15 protein-coding genes and 1 tRNA gene are annotated in these 19,297 nt (G+C 66.5%); 14 read left to right on the forward strand and 2 right to left on the reverse strand.

Annotation, left to right across the window (positions count from 1 at the left end; translation table 11 throughout):
* Positions 1–83: 83 nt before the first annotated feature.
* Positions 84–1,400 carry an isocitrate lyase gene (gene aceA, locus ACSS7Z_RS15910; RefSeq protein WP_438255851.1) on the reverse strand — a complete coding sequence of 439 codons (1,317 nt, stop codon included), beginning with the start codon at positions 1,398–1,400 and terminating at the stop codon, positions 84–86.
* A gap of 126 nt (positions 1,401–1,526) precedes the next feature.
* On the opposite strand from aceA, the gene ACSS7Z_RS15915 reads away from it, so the two are divergent.
* A complete protein-coding gene (locus ACSS7Z_RS15915; RefSeq protein ID WP_438255852.1) occupies positions 1,527–2,996 on the forward strand; it encodes a helix-turn-helix domain-containing protein in 1,470 nt (489 codons plus the stop codon).
* 108 nt (positions 2,997–3,104) lie between these two features.
* Here the strand turns inward: ACSS7Z_RS15915 and ACSS7Z_RS15920 are convergent, their stop codons facing one another.
* On the reverse strand, positions 3,105–4,655 hold the full coding sequence (locus tag ACSS7Z_RS15920) for a PucR family transcriptional regulator (protein WP_438255853.1): 1,551 nt from the start codon (positions 4,653–4,655) through the stop codon (positions 3,105–3,107).
* 103 nt (positions 4,656–4,758) lie between these two features.
* Between ACSS7Z_RS15920 and gabT the strand changes: the two genes are divergently transcribed.
* From gabT to rplA, 13 genes are all read left to right on the forward strand, one after another.
* Positions 4,759–6,114, forward strand: coding sequence for a 4-aminobutyrate--2-oxoglutarate transaminase (gene gabT / locus ACSS7Z_RS15925; RefSeq protein WP_438255854.1), 1,356 nt, complete (start codon positions 4,759–4,761; stop codon positions 6,112–6,114).
* Positions 6,115–6,261: 147 nt separating this feature from the next.
* Positions 6,262–7,731, forward strand: coding sequence for an NAD-dependent succinate-semialdehyde dehydrogenase (locus tag ACSS7Z_RS15930; RefSeq protein ID WP_438255855.1), 1,470 nt, complete (start codon positions 6,262–6,264; stop codon positions 7,729–7,731).
* Positions 7,732–7,770: 39 nt separating this feature from the next.
* Positions 7,771–9,132, forward strand: a complete 1,362-nt coding sequence (locus tag ACSS7Z_RS15935; RefSeq protein WP_438255856.1) for an NAD-dependent succinate-semialdehyde dehydrogenase — start codon at positions 7,771–7,773, stop codon at positions 9,130–9,132.
* 231 nt (positions 9,133–9,363) lie between these two features.
* Positions 9,364–10,071: a FadR/GntR family transcriptional regulator gene (locus ACSS7Z_RS15940; RefSeq protein WP_438255857.1), complete on the forward strand. Its 708-nt coding sequence runs from the start codon at positions 9,364–9,366 to the stop codon at positions 10,069–10,071.
* Positions 10,072–10,170: 99 nt separating this feature from the next.
* A complete protein-coding gene (locus ACSS7Z_RS15945; protein ID WP_438255858.1) occupies positions 10,171–11,574 on the forward strand; it encodes a four-carbon acid sugar kinase family protein in 1,404 nt (467 codons plus the stop codon).
* Positions 11,575–11,633: 59 nt separating this feature from the next.
* Entirely contained in the window at positions 11,634–12,530 is an 897-nt protein-coding gene (locus ACSS7Z_RS15950) for an NAD(P)-dependent oxidoreductase (protein ID WP_438255859.1), read from the forward strand.
* 86 nt (positions 12,531–12,616) lie between these two features.
* The gene (locus tag ACSS7Z_RS15955; protein ID WP_438255860.1) at positions 12,617–14,038 is read left to right on the forward strand and encodes a GntP family transporter; all 1,422 of its coding nucleotides are present in this window, start codon (positions 12,617–12,619) and stop codon (positions 14,036–14,038) included.
* A 91-nt stretch (positions 14,039–14,129) separates the two neighbouring features.
* On the forward strand, positions 14,130–15,854 hold the full coding sequence (gene poxB / locus ACSS7Z_RS15960) for a ubiquinone-dependent pyruvate dehydrogenase (RefSeq protein ID WP_438255861.1): 1,725 nt from the start codon (positions 14,130–14,132) through the stop codon (positions 15,852–15,854).
* A gap of 139 nt (positions 15,855–15,993) precedes the next feature.
* Positions 15,994–16,066, forward strand: a tRNA-Trp gene (locus tag ACSS7Z_RS15965).
* Between the two features lie 41 nt (positions 16,067–16,107).
* Positions 16,108–16,371, forward strand: a complete 264-nt coding sequence (gene secE / locus ACSS7Z_RS15970; RefSeq protein WP_438255862.1) for a preprotein translocase subunit SecE — start codon at positions 16,108–16,110, stop codon at positions 16,369–16,371.
* Positions 16,372–16,415: 44 nt separating this feature from the next.
* Positions 16,416–17,462, forward strand: a complete 1,047-nt coding sequence (gene nusG, locus ACSS7Z_RS15975; protein ID WP_438255863.1) for a transcription termination/antitermination protein NusG — start codon at positions 16,416–16,418, stop codon at positions 17,460–17,462.
* A gap of 178 nt (positions 17,463–17,640) precedes the next feature.
* The gene (rplK, locus tag ACSS7Z_RS15980; protein WP_438255864.1) at positions 17,641–18,072 is read left to right on the forward strand and encodes a 50S ribosomal protein L11; all 432 of its coding nucleotides are present in this window, start codon (positions 17,641–17,643) and stop codon (positions 18,070–18,072) included.
* Between the two features lie 11 nt (positions 18,073–18,083).
* Positions 18,084–18,770, forward strand: a complete 687-nt coding sequence (gene rplA, locus ACSS7Z_RS15985) for a 50S ribosomal protein L1 (protein ID WP_438255865.1) — start codon at positions 18,084–18,086, stop codon at positions 18,768–18,770.
* Positions 18,771–19,297: the final 527 nt, after the last annotated feature.

Here is a 19,297-nt window from a genome sequence, read left to right on the forward strand (position 1 = left end):
ACTTTCTGTAACGCGGAGATGGGGGTGTCTCAGAAGATGCGGGTGCGGGCGGTGGTGACCCGCATCTTCTGAGACATGAGCGGTTAGTGGAACTGCGCGGCTTCGGTTGAGCCGGCGAGAGCGAGTGTCGCGCTGTCGGGGTTGAGCGCTGTGGAGATGACGTCGAAGTAGCCGGTACCCGCTTCGCGCTGGTGCTTGGTGGCGGTGTAGCCGTGTGCTTCGGCGGCGAATTCTGCTTCCTGCAGCTCGACGTATGCGCTCATGGCGCGGTCCGCGTAGCCGCGGGCGAGCTCGAACATCGAGTGGTTCACGGCGTGGAAGCCGGCCAGGGTGATGAACTGGAACTTGTAGCCCAGGTCAGCCAGTTCCTGCTGGAACGTCGCGATCTGCTCGTCGGACAGGTGGCTCTTCCAGTTGAAGCTCGGAGAGCAGTTGTAGGCCAGCAGCTTGCCGGGGAACTCTGCGTGGATCGCCGCGGCGAACTCGCGGGCGAGCTCGATGTCGGGTTCACCCGTCTCCACCCAGATGAGGTCGGCGTACGGAGCGAAGGCCAGACCGCGGCTGATGACCGAGTCGAGGCCCGCGCGAACCCGGTAGAAGCCCTCGGGGGTGCGCTCGCCGGTGGTGAATTCCTGGTCGCGCTCGTCGATGTCGCTGGTGAGGAGGTCTGCGGCGAGAGCGTCCGTTCGGGCGATGATGACGGTCGGAACGCCGGCGACGTCGGCCGCCAGACGCGCGGCGTTCAGCGTGCGAATGTGCTGCTGGGTCGGCACGAGCACCTTGCCGCCGAGGTGGCCGCACTTCTTCTCGCTGGCGAGCTGGTCTTCCCAGTGGATGCCGGCGGCACCGGCCTGGATCAGCGAGGATGCCAGTTCGTAGGCGTTCAACGGACCGCCGAAGCCGGCCTCAGCATCGGCGACGATCGGTGCCAGCCAGTCCTGGGTGATGGTGCCCTCGGCGTGCTCGAGCTGGTCCTGACGCAGCAGCGCATTGTTGATGCGGCGCACGACGGCGGGAACGGAGTTCGCCGGGTACAGCGACTGGTCCGGGTAGGTCTGACCGGCCAGGTTGCCGTCAGCGGCGACCTGCCAGCCGGAGAGGTAGATGGCCTTGAGCCCTGCGCGAACCTGCTGAACGGCCTGGCCACCGGTGTAGGCGCCGAGCGCCCGGACGTAGTCCTCGGTATTGATGAGGTTCCAGAGGTTCTCGGCGCCGCGGTGGGCGAGCGTGGAGGATTCGCGGACGGAACCGCGGATGCGGACGACATCCTCTGCCGTGTAGGTGCGCTCGATGCCATCCCAGCGGGGATCGGTGTCCCAGATCTCCTGCAGCTCGGCGGCGGTCTGCGTCTGGTCTCCGGCACGAAGGGGCGGCTGTCCTGGAGTTGCGTGGATGGTCATTCTGTCTCCCTGAGTCGACGTTGATCGGTGGCTTGGCATCCACTCTGAGTGAACTTCACACGCTCAAACGACCAATTACGTAGAGAAGAATCCAGAAATTTCTGCTTTCGTGACAGAATCGGCCCCATGACCGCTTCTCCGGGCTCAGCATCCGCTCTCACCGAGGACGACACCGACGCGCTCACGATCGGGCGTCGCATCCGGCAACTGCGCACTGCCCGCGCGATGACGCTGGAGGATCTAGCATCTGCCGTCGACCGGGCGCCGAGCCAGTTATCGATGATCGAGACCGGCAAACGCGAGCCGAAGCTCACGCTGCTGCAGGCCATCGCGCGGGCGCTCGGAGTCGGAATCGACGCGCTGCTCGAGGGCGAGCCGCTGGACGAGCGCAGCGCGGTCGAGATCGCGCTGGAGCGTGCGATGAAGGGGCAGACGTTCCGCGCACTCGGCATCGAGCCCTTCCGCATCGGCAAGACCGTGCCGACGGATGCCCTGAAAGCCCTGCTCGCGCTGCACAGCGAAATCGACCGGCTGAAGGACGAGCGTGCGGCGACTCCCGAAGAAGCGCGCCGCGCGAACGTGGAACTGCGCCACCTCATGCGCAGCCAGAACAACTACTTCGCAGACCTCGAGGCCACGGCGGGTGAGATTCTTGCAGCGGTGCGCCACCCCGGAGGTCCGCTCACTCAGCGCACAGCATCCGAGATCGCGGCGTATCTGGGCTTCACCCTGCACTACGCGCCGGACCTGCCGCAGACCACGCGCAGTGTCGCCGACCTCGCCAATGGGCGGCTTTATCTGTCCAGCCGGGTGCCCGCGAAGGGCGATGCGCGCACCGCCGTGCTGCAGGCGCTGTCATCGCGGATGCTGGGACACGCCGAGCCGCGCAGCTATGCCGAGTTCCTGCGCCAGCGGGTGGAGACGAACTACCTCACCGGCGCGTTGCTCATGCCCGAAGCGCATGTCGCGCCGGCGTTGAAGGATGCCAAGCAGCGCCGAGCCATCTCGATCGAAGACCTCCGGGATGCCTATTCGGTCTCGTACGAGACGGCAGCGCACCGCTTCACGAACCTCGCCACCGAGCACCTCGACATTTCGGTGCACTTCCTCAAGGTGCACGAGTCGGGCACGATCACGAAGGCGTATGAGAACGACGACGTGAACTTCCCCACCGACCGGCTTGGGGCCATCGAGGGGCAGATGTGCTGCCGCCGCTGGACCAGCCGCGTCGTGTTCGACGAGGATGACCGCTTCAACCCGTACTACCAGTACACCGATACCGGGAACGGCACCTACTGGTGCACGGCGCGCGTCGAGGCATCCAGCGAGGGGCTGCACTCGGTCAGCGTCGGCGTGCGCTTCGACGACACCCGCTGGTTCGTCGGACGCGACACCACCAACCGGGGCGTGTCGAACCACTCCGTCGAGGCCTGCTGCCGCCGCGCGCCCGCCGACCTGGAGGAGCGCTGGCGCGAGCACTCCTGGCCGAACGTGAAGACTCCGCGCACGCTGCTCGCGACGCTGCCGACCGGTGCGTTTCCCGGGGTGGACACGACGGATGTGTACGAATTCTTGGAGGCGCACGCGCCGCGGTAGCGCGTTGCCCGCCGCGAGAAATGGTTTGCAGCATGAGACAGGGGTTGTGAAGGCCTGTTTCATGCGGGAAAGCATTTCTCGTGGCTACACCGCCCCGCCCGCCGCGGATCAGGCGCGGGAAGCCTGTAGCAGCGCCCACAGCTCGGCGCGCGCGGGGAAGGTGCTCAGGTCCATTCCCAGCAGCTTGGATGCCTGCGCTACGCGCGAGCGCAGCGTGTGGCGATGGATGCCCAGGGCTGCAGCAGCGGCTTCGAACCGGGCGTCATGCTCCAGCCAGACGCGCAGCGACTGCTCGAGATCTGCGTCGTGATCGGCATCGCGATCGCGCAGCGGCGCGAGCCGGGACTGCGCGATCAGGCGCGCATCATCGGTGGTGAGGGCGGACAGGATGCCGGATTCCACTGCATCGGCGAAGCGGATCGCCCCGTAGCCACCCGCGGCCCCGGCGGCCCCGGCAGCCCCCGCGGCGCCGCCCGCACCGCCCGCACCCGCCCCGCGCCGCAGCGCACTGAGTGCCTGCGCATGCGCACGGGAGAACTCCGCGTACGAGGCCGAATCCGACACCCCGATGCGGATGCCGAAGCGCTCGGCAGCTTCATCGAGCAGCACGGCATCCGCCGCCGGCAGACAGATCACCACGCCCTCATCCGCTGACGCGAGGAACGACCGTGACCCGCGCTCTGCGCGCCGTCGCTCCCACCACTCCTCCAGGGCTTCGGGGAGGGCATCCACCGCCACCGCCACGATGATCTGTCCGGTCGGCAGCGACGACAGCACGCGCTGAGCCAGCGTCGCGTCATCGAGCAGGAGCGAACGCAGCAGCTGCGTGTGCAAACGGCGACGTTCGCTGACGAACTGATCGTTCTGCTCGAGTGCGAGCCCCGCCATGGCGATGACCGATGTCACGACGGCGCGTGCCTCGGCATCCAGCGCAGGCGCGGCGATCGCAATGACGCCGCGCAGCCCGTGCCGCCGGCCGAGCGTGAACAGCTGCATCGTCTGCTCGTCGACCACGATTGACCTTCCGGTCTCGGCGCCCCGGGTGAGCACCTCCGCGACCTGAGCTGCGACAACCTCTCGGGTCGCGGCCGCAATCCCACCGGGCGGATGCTCGAAGGTGAGCGTGCCGGAGGCATCGAACATCGCCACCCAGGCGCCGAGACGTCGGCCGAGCTCGCTGATGATCGCCGCCAGTCCGTGTCGGCGAAGAGCGGCCACGGCCAGGGCGCGCTGCGTGTCCAGCGCCCAGCTTCGTCGGGCGTACGCCTGGGCGGCGATGGCCTCGGCGTGCGCCCGGGCGACGGCGATGAACGGTGTACGGTACGGCACCTCGAACAGCGGCAGTCCTGAAGCAGTGCATGCGGCGACCAGATCGGCGGGAACCTCGGGGTGGCGGACTCCGGTGCCGAATCCGAGCCCGACGACTCCGCGCGCGCTCAGCTGCGCGACATATACGGATGCTGTGACCGGGCCGTCTAGCTGACTCCCCGTGGTCAGTAGCGCCAGATCATCCGCCAGAAACGGCGTCGGATCGGCGAGATCAGAGGAGTGCACCCAGCGCAGCGGTCGGTCCAGCGCCTCCGGGGGTAGCGCCTCGGAGACCAGTTGCAACCCGAGGTCGCGACGACCGAGCAGCGCGCGTAGTGATGGCTGGTCCACGGCATCCGTTCTGAGCACTCGTTATACGTACTGGCGAGTAGATAGCTCAGATTGTACAGTCCGGCGAGTGCGTGGGGCAGGGCTTCGGCCTACGCTCACGAGCATGAGCCTCATGCCAGCCACGCAGATCCCCCTCGGTGGACCCGACCTGCCACAGCAACGCCGGCTGGTCACGGAGTTGCCCGGTCCGCGATCTGCCGAGATCCTCGCCAGAAAAGCGGATGCTGTGCCCTCCGGCGTCGGCCACACCGTCCCGGTCGCCGCGGTGGCAGCCGGCGGAGGAATCGTCGTGGACGCCGACGGCAACGCCCTCATCGACCTCGGCAGCGGCATCGCCGTGACCAGCGTTGGCAACGCGCATCCGAAGGTCGCCGCCGCGATCGCCGCCCAAGCCGCGCAGTTCACGCACACCTGCTTCATGATCTCGCCGTACGAGTCGTACATCGCGGTCGCCGAGGCGCTGAACAGGCTCACCCCCGGTGCCTTCGCGAAGAAGACCGCGCTGTTCAACTCCGGCGCTGAAGCCGTCGAGAACGCGATCAAGATCGCCCGTAAATACACCGGTCGCGCGGCCGTCGCAGCCTTCGACCACGGCTATCACGGCCGCACGAACCTCACCATGGCGCTCACGGCGAAGGCGATGCCGTACAAGAGCGGTTTTGGCCCCTTCGCCCCCGAGATCTACCGTGCGCCGATGTCGTATCCGTTCCGCGACGGACTGACCGGACCGCAAGCCGCTGAGCGGGCGATCACGCAGCTCGAGAAGCAGGTCGGCGCCGACAACCTCGCCGCCGTCATCATCGAACCCATCCAGGGCGAGGGCGGATTCATCGTCCCGGCCGACGGCTTCCTGAACAGGATCCAGGACTGGTGCCGCGCGAACGGCATCGTCTTCATCGCCGACGAGGTGCAGACCGGATTCGCCCGCACCGGCCGGATGTTCGCCAGCGAGATCTTCGGCATCGAACCCGACCTCGTCACCACCGCGAAGGGCATCGCCGCGGGCCTCCCGCTCGCCGCCGTCACCGGACGCGCCGAGATCATGGATGCCTCCCACCCGGGTGGTCTCGGCGGAACCTACGGCGGCAACCCCATCGCCTGCGCCGCGGCGCTCGCCGCCATCGACATCTTCGAGAACGACGGGGTCATCGAGCGCGCACAGCAGATCGGCGCGCTGCTGAAGGGTCGGCTCACCGCGATCCAGGCGCAGGATGCCCGGATCGGAGACATCCGCGGGCATGGCGCGATGATCGCCGTCGAGTTCGTCGATCCGCAGACCGGAGCACCGGATGCTGCGCTCACGGCCGCGGTCGCCCGGGCCTGCATCGCCCAGGGAGTGATCATCCTCACCTGCGGAACCTTCGGCAATATCATCCGTTTTCTGCCTCCGCTGTCGATCGGCGACGCACTGCTGAACGAGGGCATTGACATTCTGACCGCCGCACTCGCGGCACAATAGAACCGTCGGCCGTGATTCGTATCGGGGGATTCGGATCACGGCCGATGCTTCTCCGGCATCACCGCTGATACGGAAGGGCGGCACCGTGGCTCGATTGCACGCGTCGTCTTCAGCATCGCGGACACCCCGATCCTGAAGGAGACGACCATGACCACTGCATCCGACGAGCGCGCTCTGCTCGACAGCATCCCGACTGGCCTGTTCATCGGCGGTGAATGGCGGGATGCCACCGGCGGGCGCACCTTCGACGTCAACGACCCGGCAACCGGTGCGGTGCTCGCATCGATCGCCGACGCGAGCCCCGAGGACGGCACCCTGGCGCTCGACGCGGCAGTCGCCGCCCAAGAGGGTTGGGCCGCCACAGCCCCGCGCGAGCGCAGCGACATTCTGCGCCGCGCATTCGACCTCGTGCAGCAGCACAAAGAAGACCTCGCCCTGCTGATGACGCTCGAGATGGGCAAGCCCCTCGCCGAAGCGCGCGGTGAGGTCGGCTACGGCGGTGAGTTCCTGCGCTGGTTCAGCGAAGAGGCCGTGCGCATCGCCGGCCGGTACGGGCAGAACCCCGAGGGCACCGGAACGATGATCGTGTCGCAGCGTCCGGTCGGGCCGTCGTTCTTCATCACGCCGTGGAACTTTCCGTTCGCGATGGCGACCCGCAAGATCGCCCCGGCGCTCGCGGCTGGCTGCACGGTCGTGATCAAACCCGCAGCGCTCACGCCCTTGACGACAATTTTCTTCACGAAACTGCTCGAACAGGCCGGGCTCCCGAAGGGCGTCGTCAACGTTGTGCAGACCTCGTCGTCGTCGAAGCTGTCGGCGCCGATTATCGCCGATCCGCGGCTGCGGAAGCTTTCGTTCACCGGCTCCACCGAGGTAGGGCGAAAACTCATCGCCCAGGCCGCGGACGGGGTGCTGCGCGTGTCGATGGAGCTCGGCGGCAACGCGCCGTTCGTCGTGTTTGACGATGCCGACCTCGACAAGGCCGTCGACGGCGCGATGCTCGCAAAATTCCGCAACATCGGCCAGGCCTGCACGGCAGCGAACCGTTTCATCGTGCACTCCTCGGTCGCGGCGGACTTCGCCGACCGGGTCGCTGCTCGCGTCAAGGAGATGAAGGTCGGACGCGGCACCGACGATGCCGTCACGATCGGCCCGCTGATCGACGCGGATGCTGTCGCCAAGGCCGGTGCGCTCGTCGACGATGCCGTCGGCCGTGGTGCGCGCGTTCTCGCCGGTGGCAGTGCGATCGACGGCGAAGGCACTTTCTTCGAACCCACGGTCATCGCCGATGTGGCCGCGGGCAGTGACATCCTGCGCGAGGAGATCTTCGGGCCGGTGCTCGCCATCGCCACCTTCGATACCGAGGAGGAGGGCGTTCGCCTGGCTAATGCCACCGAGTACGGTCTGGTGTCCTACGTGTTCACCGAGGACCTCGCCCGCGGACACCGGATGATCGACGCACTCGAGACCGGCATGATGGGCCTCAACGTCGGAGTCGTCTCGAACGCGGCAGCCCCCTTCGGCGGCGTCAAACAGTCCGGCATCGGCCGCGAGGGTGGGCTCGAGGGCATCCACGAGTACCTCTCCACGAAGTACACCCTGATCCCGAACAGCTGACCCCCGTCAGCTGAATCCGCAGACAACGAGAGGACGATGATGACCGCTTACTCTGTCACCAACCCCGCGACCGGCGAGATGCTGGCGACGTATGACACGTTCACCGACGCCCAGATCGAGGATGCTGTCGCACGGGCGCATCGCGCAGCATCCACCTGGTCGGCCACGGCGCCGGCCGATCGCGCTGCCGTGATCCGCCGCATCGCGCAGCTGCACCGCGAACGGACCGACGAGCTCGCCGCGATCATCGTGCGCGAGATGGGCAAGCCGATCGCTGCCGCCGTCGGCGAGGTCGAGTTCGCCGCGGACATCATCGAGTTCTATGCCGACAACATCGGGCAGATCACCGACGATCAGCCGCTGAATATTCTCGGTGAGGGCACCGCTGTCATCCGGCGTGCGGCGCTGGGCGCGCTGCTGGGGATCATGCCGTGGAATTTCCCGGCCTACCAGGTGGCGCGGTTTGCTGCTCCCAATCTCGCCGTCGGCAACACGATCATCCTCAAGCACGCCTCCCAGTGTCCGGAATCGTCGGCAGCACTGGAGGCGATCTACCGGGATGCCGGGCTGCCAGACGGCGCGTACATCAACGTGTACGCGAGCAACGAGCAGGCAGCGACGATCATCGCCGATCCGCGGGTGCGCGGGGTGTCGCTCACCGGGTCCGAACGTGCGGGCTCCGAGGTCGCCGAGGTCGCCGGTCGCCACCTGAAGAAGGTCGCGCTGGAGCTGGGCGGGTCCGACCCGTTCCTGCTGCTGTCGACGGATGACCTGGATGCGGTCGTGCAAGCGGCCGTCGATGCGCGCCTGGACAACAACGGTCAGTCCTGCAACGGAGCCAAGCGCTTCATCATCGTCGACGGGCTGTACGAGGAGTTCGTGTCGAAGTTCGTCGCCGCGCTCGCGGCGGTGAGCGCTGAGGATCCGACCGCTGAGGAGACCGTGCTCGGACCGCTGTCATCGCTGGCTGCGGCGGAACGACTGCAGGCGCAGATCGATGGCGCGGTGTCGCAGGGGGCGACGCTGCTGACCGGCGGCACGCGGGACGGGGCCTTCTTCGCACCGACCGTGCTCGCCGATGTCACAGCCGACATGGATGTGTACCGCGAGGAGCTGTTCGGCCCGGCAGCGGTCGTGTACCGGGCGGCGGGGGAGGAAGAGGCCGTTGCGATCGCGAACGACACGCCCTTCGGGCTGGGGTCGTACGTGTTCACCACGGATGCCGCGCAGGCCGAGCGCGTCGCCGACGGGATCGAGGCGGGCATGGTCTACGTCAACCTCGTGCTCGCAGATAGTCCGGAGCTGCCGTTCGGCGGAGTCAAGCGCAGCGGCACGTCGCGCGAGCTCGGGATGCTGGCCGCCGATGAGTTCGTCAACAAGAAGCTGATCCGGATCGGGTGAGTGTGCCGCCGCGGGTGCCGCCGCGGGAGGTGGCGCTTGTTGCCGCGCGCAGCGCCGGGATGCGGCCGTTTGCGACACCTGGCGCGGGCGTGCGCGGGGTTGCGCGGGGTGGTACCGATGGGAGGTGGCGCTTGTTGCCGCGCGCAGCGCCGGGATGCGGCCACACGCGCCACCTGGTGAGTCGCGGCGCTCGGGAAGGCGCCCCGCCCGCCGGCGCGCTACCGTTGTGCTATGAAACCCGAACGAGTCTCCCGCACGCAGTCCGTCGTGGACGGGTTGCTGGATGAGATCATCGCCGGGCGACTCGAGGCCGGAGAGACCCTTCCGGCCGAGGCCGATCTCGCCGCTCTCCTCGGCGTCTCACGGCTCACCCTGCGCGAGGGCGTCCGTCTGCTGCAGGCGCAGGGCGTCATCGTCCCCGTTCCCGGCAGCCGCCACCGCGTCGCACCGGTCGACGAGTGGACCGGGCTCGAGGCCGTCGTCCGCTTCTCCCGCAGTGGGGGAGCGCGGCGTCGCTCGTCCCTAGACCTCATCGACATGCGCGTCATGTTCGAGACAGGAGCCGCCGAGCTCGCAGCTCCCCGCTGCACCGATGAGCACATCGAACGGCTCGAGGAACTGCTCGAGGAGATGCGCTCCGCGCACGCGAACGGCGATGTCCCCGGGTTCGTGGATGCCGACCTGGCGTTTCACGACGTGATCTTCGCCGCCGCCGACAACCGGATTCTGGTGGCATCCGTGCGTCCGCTCACCGCGATCCTGCAGGACTCCCGCAGTGAGACCAGTGCCGTGCTGGAGATTCGTGAGCACGCGATCGCCGAGCACGCCGCGGTGCTCGAGGCGATGCGCACGCGATCCGGGTCAGCGGCACGTGAGGCCATGGCCAGTCACATGCGCCAGACCCGTGACGACCTGCTGCACTACGTGCTCGGCGAGTAGTCCGCTTGCCAGGGCGCGAGTTTAGGCGTACCCTCGTTATCTGATATCGGATAACCCTCTGAGATTCGCTGACAACCCCCTCTGAACGAAGGAGTTCCCGTGCATATCGATGCGCTTCTCGCCCCACTGCCGGCCCCCGTCGAGATCGACGCCGCCGAGGTGCGCGCAGCGCTTGATCCGCAGGGTGTCCTCGTCGTCCTGGACGATGACCCCACCGGAACCCAGTCGGTCGCGAACCTCCCGGTGCTCACCCGCTGGGAGCACGAAGACCTCGCCGGCGCATTCGCCACCGGCGCCCCGGCCGTCTACGTGCTCACCAACACGCGCTCCCTCGACGAGGAATCCGCAGCCCAGCGCAACCGCGAGGTCGTCGCGGTCGCGCTCGCCGCAGCATCCGAATCCGGCCGTCGCGTCACCTTCGTCTCGCGCGGTGACTCGACCCTGCGCGGTCACTTCCCGCTCGAAACCGACGTGCTCGCCGCTGAGATCGTCGCTCACGGCGGTGGTGCTCCCGAGCTCACCCTGCTCGTTCCCGCCTTCCCGGATGCCGGTCGTATCACCGTCGACTCGGTGCACTACTGGGTCACAGCCGGTGAGGCGACGCCGGTCGGGGAGACCCCATTCGCCGCTGACGCCACCTTCGGTTTCTCCTCGTCGAACCTGCGGGACTGGGTCGCCGAGAAGACCGAGGGCCGCTTCCCGGCCGACCAGGTCGCAGCGCTCACGATCAGCATCATCCGCTCGGGCGTCGACGCCGTGGCATCCTTCCTCCGGGACCTGCCCGCCGGCTGTGTCGTCGCGGTCGACGTCGTCGAAGAATCCGATATGCGCGTCGTCGCACTCGCGCTGCAGCAGCTGCCCGAGCGTGAGGTGTTGCTGCGCGTCGGCCCGCCGTACGTCCGCGCCCACATCGGCCAGGAGATCGCCGAGCCCGTGAAGGCCGCCGATATCCCGTTCGCCTACGACCGCGGCGGTCTCGTCGTCGTCGGCAGCCACGTGCCGCTGACCACCCAGCAGCTCGAAGAACTGCGCCGCCAGCGCCCGGACACCGCCACGATCGAACTCGACGTGCCCAGCCTCATCGACGATCGTCGCGAGCAGTACCTCGACGCTCAGGCGAACGCGGTCGCCGAAGCCCTGGCATCCGGATCGGTGATCGTGCACACCACTCGCGAACTCGTCACCGGCGCAACCGGCGAGGAGAGCCTCGAGATCGCCCGCAAGGTCTCCAGCGGTGTCGTCGAGCTCGTGCGTCGTGTGCTGGCGATCGCCCCGCCGCGGTTCGTGATCGCGAAGGGCGGCATTACCTCTAGCGACGTCGCCAGCGAAGCGCTCGAGATTCGCCGTGCCACCGTGCTCGGCCCGATGCTGCCCGGCATCGTCTCGCTGTGGCAGCCGCAGACCGGCCCTGCCGTCGGCATCCCCTACATCGTGTTCGCCGGCAATGTCGGCGAGCCGGACTCGTTGGCCCGCGTCGTTGCCACGCTCGCCGACGCCAACTGACGCGCACCGCGCACAACCTGCTGACGCTCATTGCGCCACAACGAACTGAAGGAACAGACATGACTTCCACATCCACTGTCGCCGTCATCGGTCTCGGCGCCATGGGCCTGCCGATGGCCACCCGTCTCGCGGAGCGCTTCGAGGTGCGCGGCTTTGATATCGCGGCCGAGCGCATCGCCCTCGCCGCGGAAAAGGGCGTGAAGGCTGCTGATTCTGCCGCGGATGCCGTCGCCGGCGCGCAGGCCGTGCTCGTAGCGGTCCGCAACGGTGCCCAGCTCGATGACCTGCTGTTCGGGGACACCGCGCTGGCTTCGCACCTCGACGATGGCGCTGTCGTGATCCTCACCAGCACCGTCGGGATCGACGGGATCGGCGAGATCGCCCGCCGTCTGGCCGAGCACGGTGCGCAGCTCGTGGATGCTCCGCTCTCCGGTGGCCCCGTCCGCGCCGGTGAGGGCGATCTGCTGATCGTCGTCGGCGCGACTCCGGCAGCACTTGAGGTCGCTCGCCCTGTGCTCGAGCAGCTCGCATCGACCCTGTCGATCGTGGGCGACAAGCCCGGTGATGGCCAGGCACTGAAGACCGTCAACCAGCTGCTGTGCGGTGTGCACATCGCCGCGGCGGCCGAAGCGCTCGCCCTCGCTGATGCGCTGGGTCTTGACCGGGAGAAGACCCTCGGGGCGCTCACCGCGGGGGCTGCGAACTCGTTCATGCTCGGCAACCGGGGACCCCGCTCGCTGCAGGCCTACGACGAGGACGGCGCCGAGGTGCTCAGCCGCCTCGACATCTTCGTCAAGGACATGGGCATCGTCGGCACGGCCGCTCGCGCCGCGCACCTGTCGACCCCGGTCGCGAACGCCGCCGAGCAGCTCTTCCTGCTCGGTGAGGCCCAGGGCCTCGGCGCACACGATGACTCCGCTGTGATCCGCGTGATCGCCCCCGCACGACTTTCCTGACCCGACCACACTCGCTCGGCGCATCCGCGCCCAGAAACCTCGCTCGGCGCATCTGCGCCCTGACAATTGAAAGAAGAGATCCAGAGATGCTCCCTCTTCCCGCCCTGATCGCGATCGGAGTCGCCGGCCTCGCGCTGCTGCTCCTGCTGATCATCCGCTTCAAGATGCAGGCGTTCTACGCCCTCATCCTCGTCTCGATCGTCGTCGGTCTTGCCGCCGGCCTGCCGATGACGAGCATCACCGCCGACGATGGAACCGTCGAAAAGCTCGGCATCATCCAGGCGATCATCGCCGGTGTGGGCGGAACGCTCGGCTCGGTCGCCGTGCTCGTCGCCCTCGGGTCGATGCTGGGCAAGATCATCGAACTGTCCGGGGGAGCGGAGTCGCTCGCCGGCAAGTTCACCAAGTGGCTCGGCCCGAAGCGGGTCGGCATCGCCCTGGTCATCGCCGCGGCGATCCTCGCGATCCCGGTGTTCTTCGACGCCGGCTTCATCATCCTCGTCCCGATCATCTTCGCGTTCTCAAAGATCGCGGGGCTGAACCCGATCAAGTTCGGTCTGCCGGTCGCCGGCATCATGCTCGCCGTGCACGTCGCTGTTCCGCCACACCCCGGCATCGTCGGCGGCGCGACCATCCTCGGCGCTGACATGGGCTGGGTGCTGATCTTCTCGTTGATCATCTCCATCCCGCTCGCGGCGCTGTCGTTCTGGGTTGGCAAGATCATCAACCGCCAGGAATTCGCGATGATCGAGGCCACGAAGGAGATGTTCGACAGCTTCGGAACGGACCAGACCTCCGCCAACGCGGGCCTGCGCGACGGTGAGAAGGCACCGAGCGCATTCACCGTGCTCGGACTCATCCTGTTGCCGCTCGCGCTCATCATGCTCGGCACCACGGTTGCGCCCTCGTTCGAGCCCGGCAGCTTCTGGAACGGATTCCTCTCGATGATCGGTCAGCCGATCTTCGCCCTCATGGTCGCCATTGCCGCCGCGATGTTCTTCCTCGGTGTCCGCCGTGGTTGGTCGGCGGCGAAGCTCGGTGAGGTCATGGAGTCGGCTCTGCCGTCTGCCGCGGTCATCATCCTGGTCACCGGTGCCGGTGGCGCTTTCGGAAAGGTCCTCACCGAGACCGGCATCGGCGGTGCGGTTGCTGAGCTGCTCGCCGGCAGCGGTATGCCGCTGCTGCTCGCTGCCTTCCTCATCTCGCTGATCATGCGCGCAGCCCAGGGCTCCGCCACCGTGGCCATCACCACGACGGCGGGTCTGCTGCTGCCTTCGGTCGCCGTGCTCGGCCTCGACACGATCCACATCGCGCTCGTCGCGGTCGCGATCGGTTACGGTGCGCTCGGCCTCAGCCACGTCAACGACTCCGGCTTCTGGGTGGTCACGCGCTACCTCGGCCTGTCGGTCAAGGATGGCCTGCGCACCTGGACGCCGCTGACCACCGTGCTCGGCGTCGCCGGGTTCCTGCTCACCTGGCTCACCTATGCCGTGATCCCGATGAGCTGACAACGCTCGATCGCAGAGGCCCTCGATGTTCGTGAAAGCGGATGCCGGGGGCCTCTCGCTCTTTACCTACTCCCGCACTAGCCTCGGGGGCATGGTCAACGTCGCCGAGAACATCGTCCGCACCCTCCGGGCTAACAACATCGACCGGGTCTACGGCATCCCGGGTGATTCCCTCAACGGCTTCACCGATGCGCTGCGCAAGGACGGCACGATCCGCTGGCTGCACGTGCGCCATGAGGAGTCGGCTGCGTTCGCGGCTGCGGCGGATGCGGCGATCACCGGTGATCTCGCCGTCGTCGCGGGTTCGTGCGGGCCAGGCAACCTGCACCTCATCAACGGACTCTTCGATGCGCAGCGCTCGCGCGTGCCGGTGCTGGCGATCGCCGCGCACATCCCGACGCATGAGATCGGCACCGGATACTTCCAGGAGACCCATCCGCAGGAGCTGTTCCGCGAGTGCAGCGTGTACGTCGAGTACGTCGCCGATCCGGTGCAGATGCCACGGATGCTGGAGATCGCGATGCGCGCCGCCATTGAACAGCGCGGAGTTGCCGTGCTCGTCATCCCGGGCGATGTCGCCCTTTCCGAGGTTGCGGATGATCGGGCGAGCGTGATCACGCGCACGCGTCCGATCGTTGTACCCAGCCCCGCAGAGCTCGAAGAAGCCGCACGTCTGCTCAACGCCGCAGAGCGGGTCACGATCCTTGCGGGCGCCGGAGTCGAAGGTGCCCACGACGAGGTCGTCGCGCTCGCTGACAGGCTCGGAGCGCCCGTCGTGCATGCCCTGCGCGGCAAGGAGTTCATCGAGCACGACAACCCTTTCGATGTCGGCATGACCGGATTGCTCGGCTTCGCGTCGGGTTTTCGGGCGATGGATGCCGCCGACACGGTGCTGCTGCTGGGCACAGATTTCCCGTATACGCAGTTCTACCCCGACGGCGTCACCACGATTCAGGTCGATATCCGCGGTTCGCAGCTCGGCAAACGGCATCCGCTCGATCTCGGACTCGTGGGCGATGTGAAGGCGACCGTCACAGCCCTTTTGCCGCGGCTCGCCGAGAAGAGCGACCGCTCGCATGTCGATGATGCCGTTGCGCACTACCGGAAGACGCGCACGAAGCTTGACGAGCTCGCGGTGCCGTCGAAGGGCTCGAACCCGATTCATCCGCAGTATCTTGCCCGTCTTCTCGACGAGCATGCGAGCGAGGATGCGATCTTCACGGCGGATGTCGGCTCACCGACCGTGTGGGCTGCGCGCTACCTGACCATGAACGGGCGGCGCCGCCTGATCGGCTCCTTCACACACGGCTCGATGGCGAACGCGCTCATGCACGGGATCGGGGCGCAGACCGCACAGCCGGACCGTCAGGTGGTCGCGCTGGCGGGGGATGGGGGCCTGGCGATGATGCTCGGCGAGCTCATCACCCTCACCCAGAACAGGCTGCCGGTGAAGACGATCGTGGTGAACAATTCCTCGCTCAACTTCGTCGAACTCGAGATGAAGGCGGCCGGCTTCGTCACCTACGCCACCGATCTTGAGAACCCGAACTTCGCAGCCGTCGCCGAGGCGCTCGGGATCTTCGCCAGGCGGGTGGAGCGCAGCGAGGATCTGCCGGATGCTGTGCGCGAAGTCCTCGCTCATGATGGGCCTGCGCTGCTGGACGTGGTCACCGAGCGGCAGGAACTCTCGATGCCGCCGACGATCACCGCCGATCAGGTCAAGGGCTTCGCGCTCTACGCCATCCGCACGGTGATGTCGGGCCGCGGCGACGAGCTCCTCGACCTCGCCAAGGCGAACTGGCGGCAGTTGTTCTGAGCCGCTACGCCCCGGGTGAAGCTGGCTTTGTTCGCCGGGGCACGCAGCATGCTCTACACTGGAGGAGCAGTTGTCTGCATTCTTTTTCCGTGCCCATGGGTGCGGGGGAGGTGCGGATCCCAGGGGCCATCAGGTCTCTAGGGCGGTAGCTCAATTGGCAGAGCAGCGGTCTCCAAAACCGCAGGTTGCAGGTTCGATTCCTGTCCGCCCTGCGCGTCAGCGCCACGCTGGCACACGGAAAGGTACATTCACGATGGATCAGGACGAACCGCGCGGCGAAATCGTCGCGTCAGGCGGTGCCGCGAGCGTGAACAGGCTCGGCTTCTTCGGCCGTATCGCTCTGTTCTTCCGTCAGGTGTTGGGCGAGTTGCGCAAGGTCGTCACACCGACGCGCAAAGAACTGTTCAAGTTCACCGGTGTCGTGCTGGTTTTCGTCGCCATCATGATGGCGCTCGTCTACGGCCTGGATGCTGCCTTCTCGTGGCTGACTACACAGGTCTTCGGAGTGCCGCAGTAAGCGTCACTCCTGCGGCTCGACCGCTATGAATGGAAAGAAACAACGTGTCTGAACGATATTCCGACGACGCCGACATGGCGACCGCCGCGGAGCAGTCCAGCGAGGACGACGAAGCCCAAGAGGGCAACGTGCTCTCCGCCGAAGAGCAGTCATCTGCACCGGCCGAGCGTATTGCTGTGCACATCGAGGACGACGCCGACGGCTCGGACGAAGGTGCCGAAGACATTGACATCAACGACCCGGAGGCGGACGCGATCGTGAACGACGCTCTCAACCTGGACGAGACTGCAGAGACCGAAGCTGCAGCCGAGGTCCTCAACGATTCGACCGCCGAAGAGGCTGCCGAAGACGAAGCTGCTGCTGCCGAAGAGGTAGCACCCTACGACGGCCCCGACGTCAATGGCGAAGAAGACGCCGCTGACGACGAGTCCGCTGACGACGAGTCCGCTGAAGAAGAGCCTGCTGAAGAAGACCCCTATGAGGCCTTCCGCATGGACCTGCGGATGCTGCCGGGCAAGTGGTACGTCATCCACTCCTACGCCGGGTTCGAGCGCAAGGTGAAGGCCAACATCGAGCAGCGCAAGTCGACGCTCGAGGTCGAGGACGACATCTATCAGATCGAGGTCCCGATGGAGGACGTCGTCGAGATCAAGAACGGTCAGCGCAAGATGGTCACGCGCGTCCGGATCCCCGGCTACGTGCTCGTGCGCATGGAGCTCAACGAGGACACCTGGTCTGTCGTCCGCCACACTCCTGGTGTCACCGGCTTCGTGGGCAACGCCCACAACCCGACACCGCTGCGCTTCGAAGAAGCCTTCAACATGCTGAAGGCACTCGTCGAGGTCAAGGACATTCCGACCGCGAAGAACGTTCAGTCCAAGGGCGGCCTGGCTGTGGCCCGCTCGATCCCGGCTGAGGTTGACTTCGAAGTCGGCGAGACCATCACCATCAAGGAAGGCTCGTTCGCTGGCCTGCCTGGTTCGATCAGCGAGATCAAGCCAGAGAGCGGCAAGCTCACCGTGCTCGTCTCCCTGTTCGAGCGCGAGACCCCGGTCGAGCTGTCGTTCGACCAGGTCACCAAGATGCTCTGACTCTCGAAAAACGCTTCACGAACGCCCCGTTCGGCTCCGGCCGACGGGGCGTTCTGCATCGGGTACACTGGGATGGTTTGTGTGCGCATTCGTGCGCGCGCAGCACACCACGTCTCGGAGACACCGGGTTCGTGGGAGATCGGATGCCCCGGCATCCGTTCGATGAAAGGAAGAGGAAATGGCACCTAAGAAGAAGGTGACCGGCCTGATCAAGCTTCAGATCAACGCCGGTGCAGCTAACCCAGCGCCGCCGATCGGCCCCGCGCTCGGTCAGCATGGCGTGAACATCATGGAGTTCTGCAAGGCGTACAACGCCGCGACCGAGTCGCAGCGCGGAAACGTCGTCCCCGTTGAGATCACTGTCTACGAGGACCGCAGCTTCACGTTCATCCTGAAGACCCCGCCGGCTGCAGAGCTCATCAAGAAGGCTGCTGGCGTCCCGAAGGGTTCGGCTACGCCGCACACGGTCAAGGTTGCGAAGATCACCAAGGACCAGGTCCGTCAGATCGCCGAGACCAAGCAGGCCGATCTGAACGCGAACGACATCGAGGCTGCCTCGAAGATCATCGCCGGAACAGCCCGCTCCATGGGCATCACGGTCGAGGGCTAAGGGGAATAATCATGGCAAAGTCCAAGGCTTACAAGGCTGCTGTCTCGAAGATCGAGGCAGACCGTTTCTACACTCCGACCGAGGCTGTCGCTCTCGCGAAGGAGACCGGCTCGGCAAAGTTCAACTCGACCGTCGAGGTCGCGCTGAAGCTTGCCGTTGACCCGCGCAAGGCAGACCAGATGGTGCGCGGCACCGTCATGCTTCCGCACGGTACGGGCAAGACCGCTCGTGTCATCGTCTTCGCCACCGGCCCCGCAGCTGAAGCTGCCATCGCCGCAGGTGCAGATGAGGTCGGCGGCGCCGAGCTCATCGAGAAGGTCGCTGGCGGCTGGACCGACTTCGACTCCGCAGTCTCGACCCCTGAGCTCATGGGCCAGGTCGGTCGACTGGGTAAGGTCCTCGGCCCCCGTGGCCTGATGCCGAACCCGAAGACTGGCACCGTGACTCCGAACCCGGCGAAGGCCGTTGAGGAGATCAAGGGCGGAAAGATCGAGTTCCGCGTCGACAAGCACTCGAACGTGCACTTCATCGTCGGCAAGGCATCCTTCTCGGCAGAGCAGCTCGATGAGAACATCGGTGCTGCCCTTGACGAGATCGTTCGTCTCAAGCCGTCGAGCGCAAAGGGTCGCTACATCCAGAAGGGCACGGTGTCGACCACGTTCGGCCCCGGCATCCCGCTGGATGTCAACGTCTTCTGATCGCGTTTCACGAAAGCCCCTGCTGTTACAGCAGGGGCTTTCTGCGTATCCGGGGGCGTGCCGTGGCCGGCGCGATCCCGGGGGAGAGGTGCGCGATCCCGCGGGAGAGGGAGTGCGACACGCCAGGGATACCGCCCCGATTTGCCCGAACCCCGCAACCCGCGTAAGTTATTACTTGTTCGCCCCACAGGGAAGCGGAAAGGCCGAAAAGCCTCACCCCCCTCAAGTGGAGAACCACTCCCAAACCTCTCAGTTGTGAGGGCCTGCCGCTTGCGGCTAGGATGGGAGCTTCCACCTCTTCTGCGGTTCATTTCGACTGCGATGCGGATCTCAAATCCGCTCGGCGCGTCGATTTGACAAGCTGGAGGAGGGGGATAAGATAGAGAAGTTGCCCTTCGGGCCTGGTTGTGATGACTGGGTCGGGGGAGCATCCGATCCTTGAGAACTCAACAGCGTGCACTTGTCAAATGCCAAATTATCCTCGTCGGTCTTCGGACTGGTGAGAATTCCTTTGGATCAAAGACCAG

This window comes from Microbacterium wangyouchuni (assembly GCF_051546305.1).
In the GTDB taxonomy this organism is placed as follows: Bacteria; Actinomycetota; Actinomycetes; order Actinomycetales; family Microbacteriaceae; genus Microbacterium.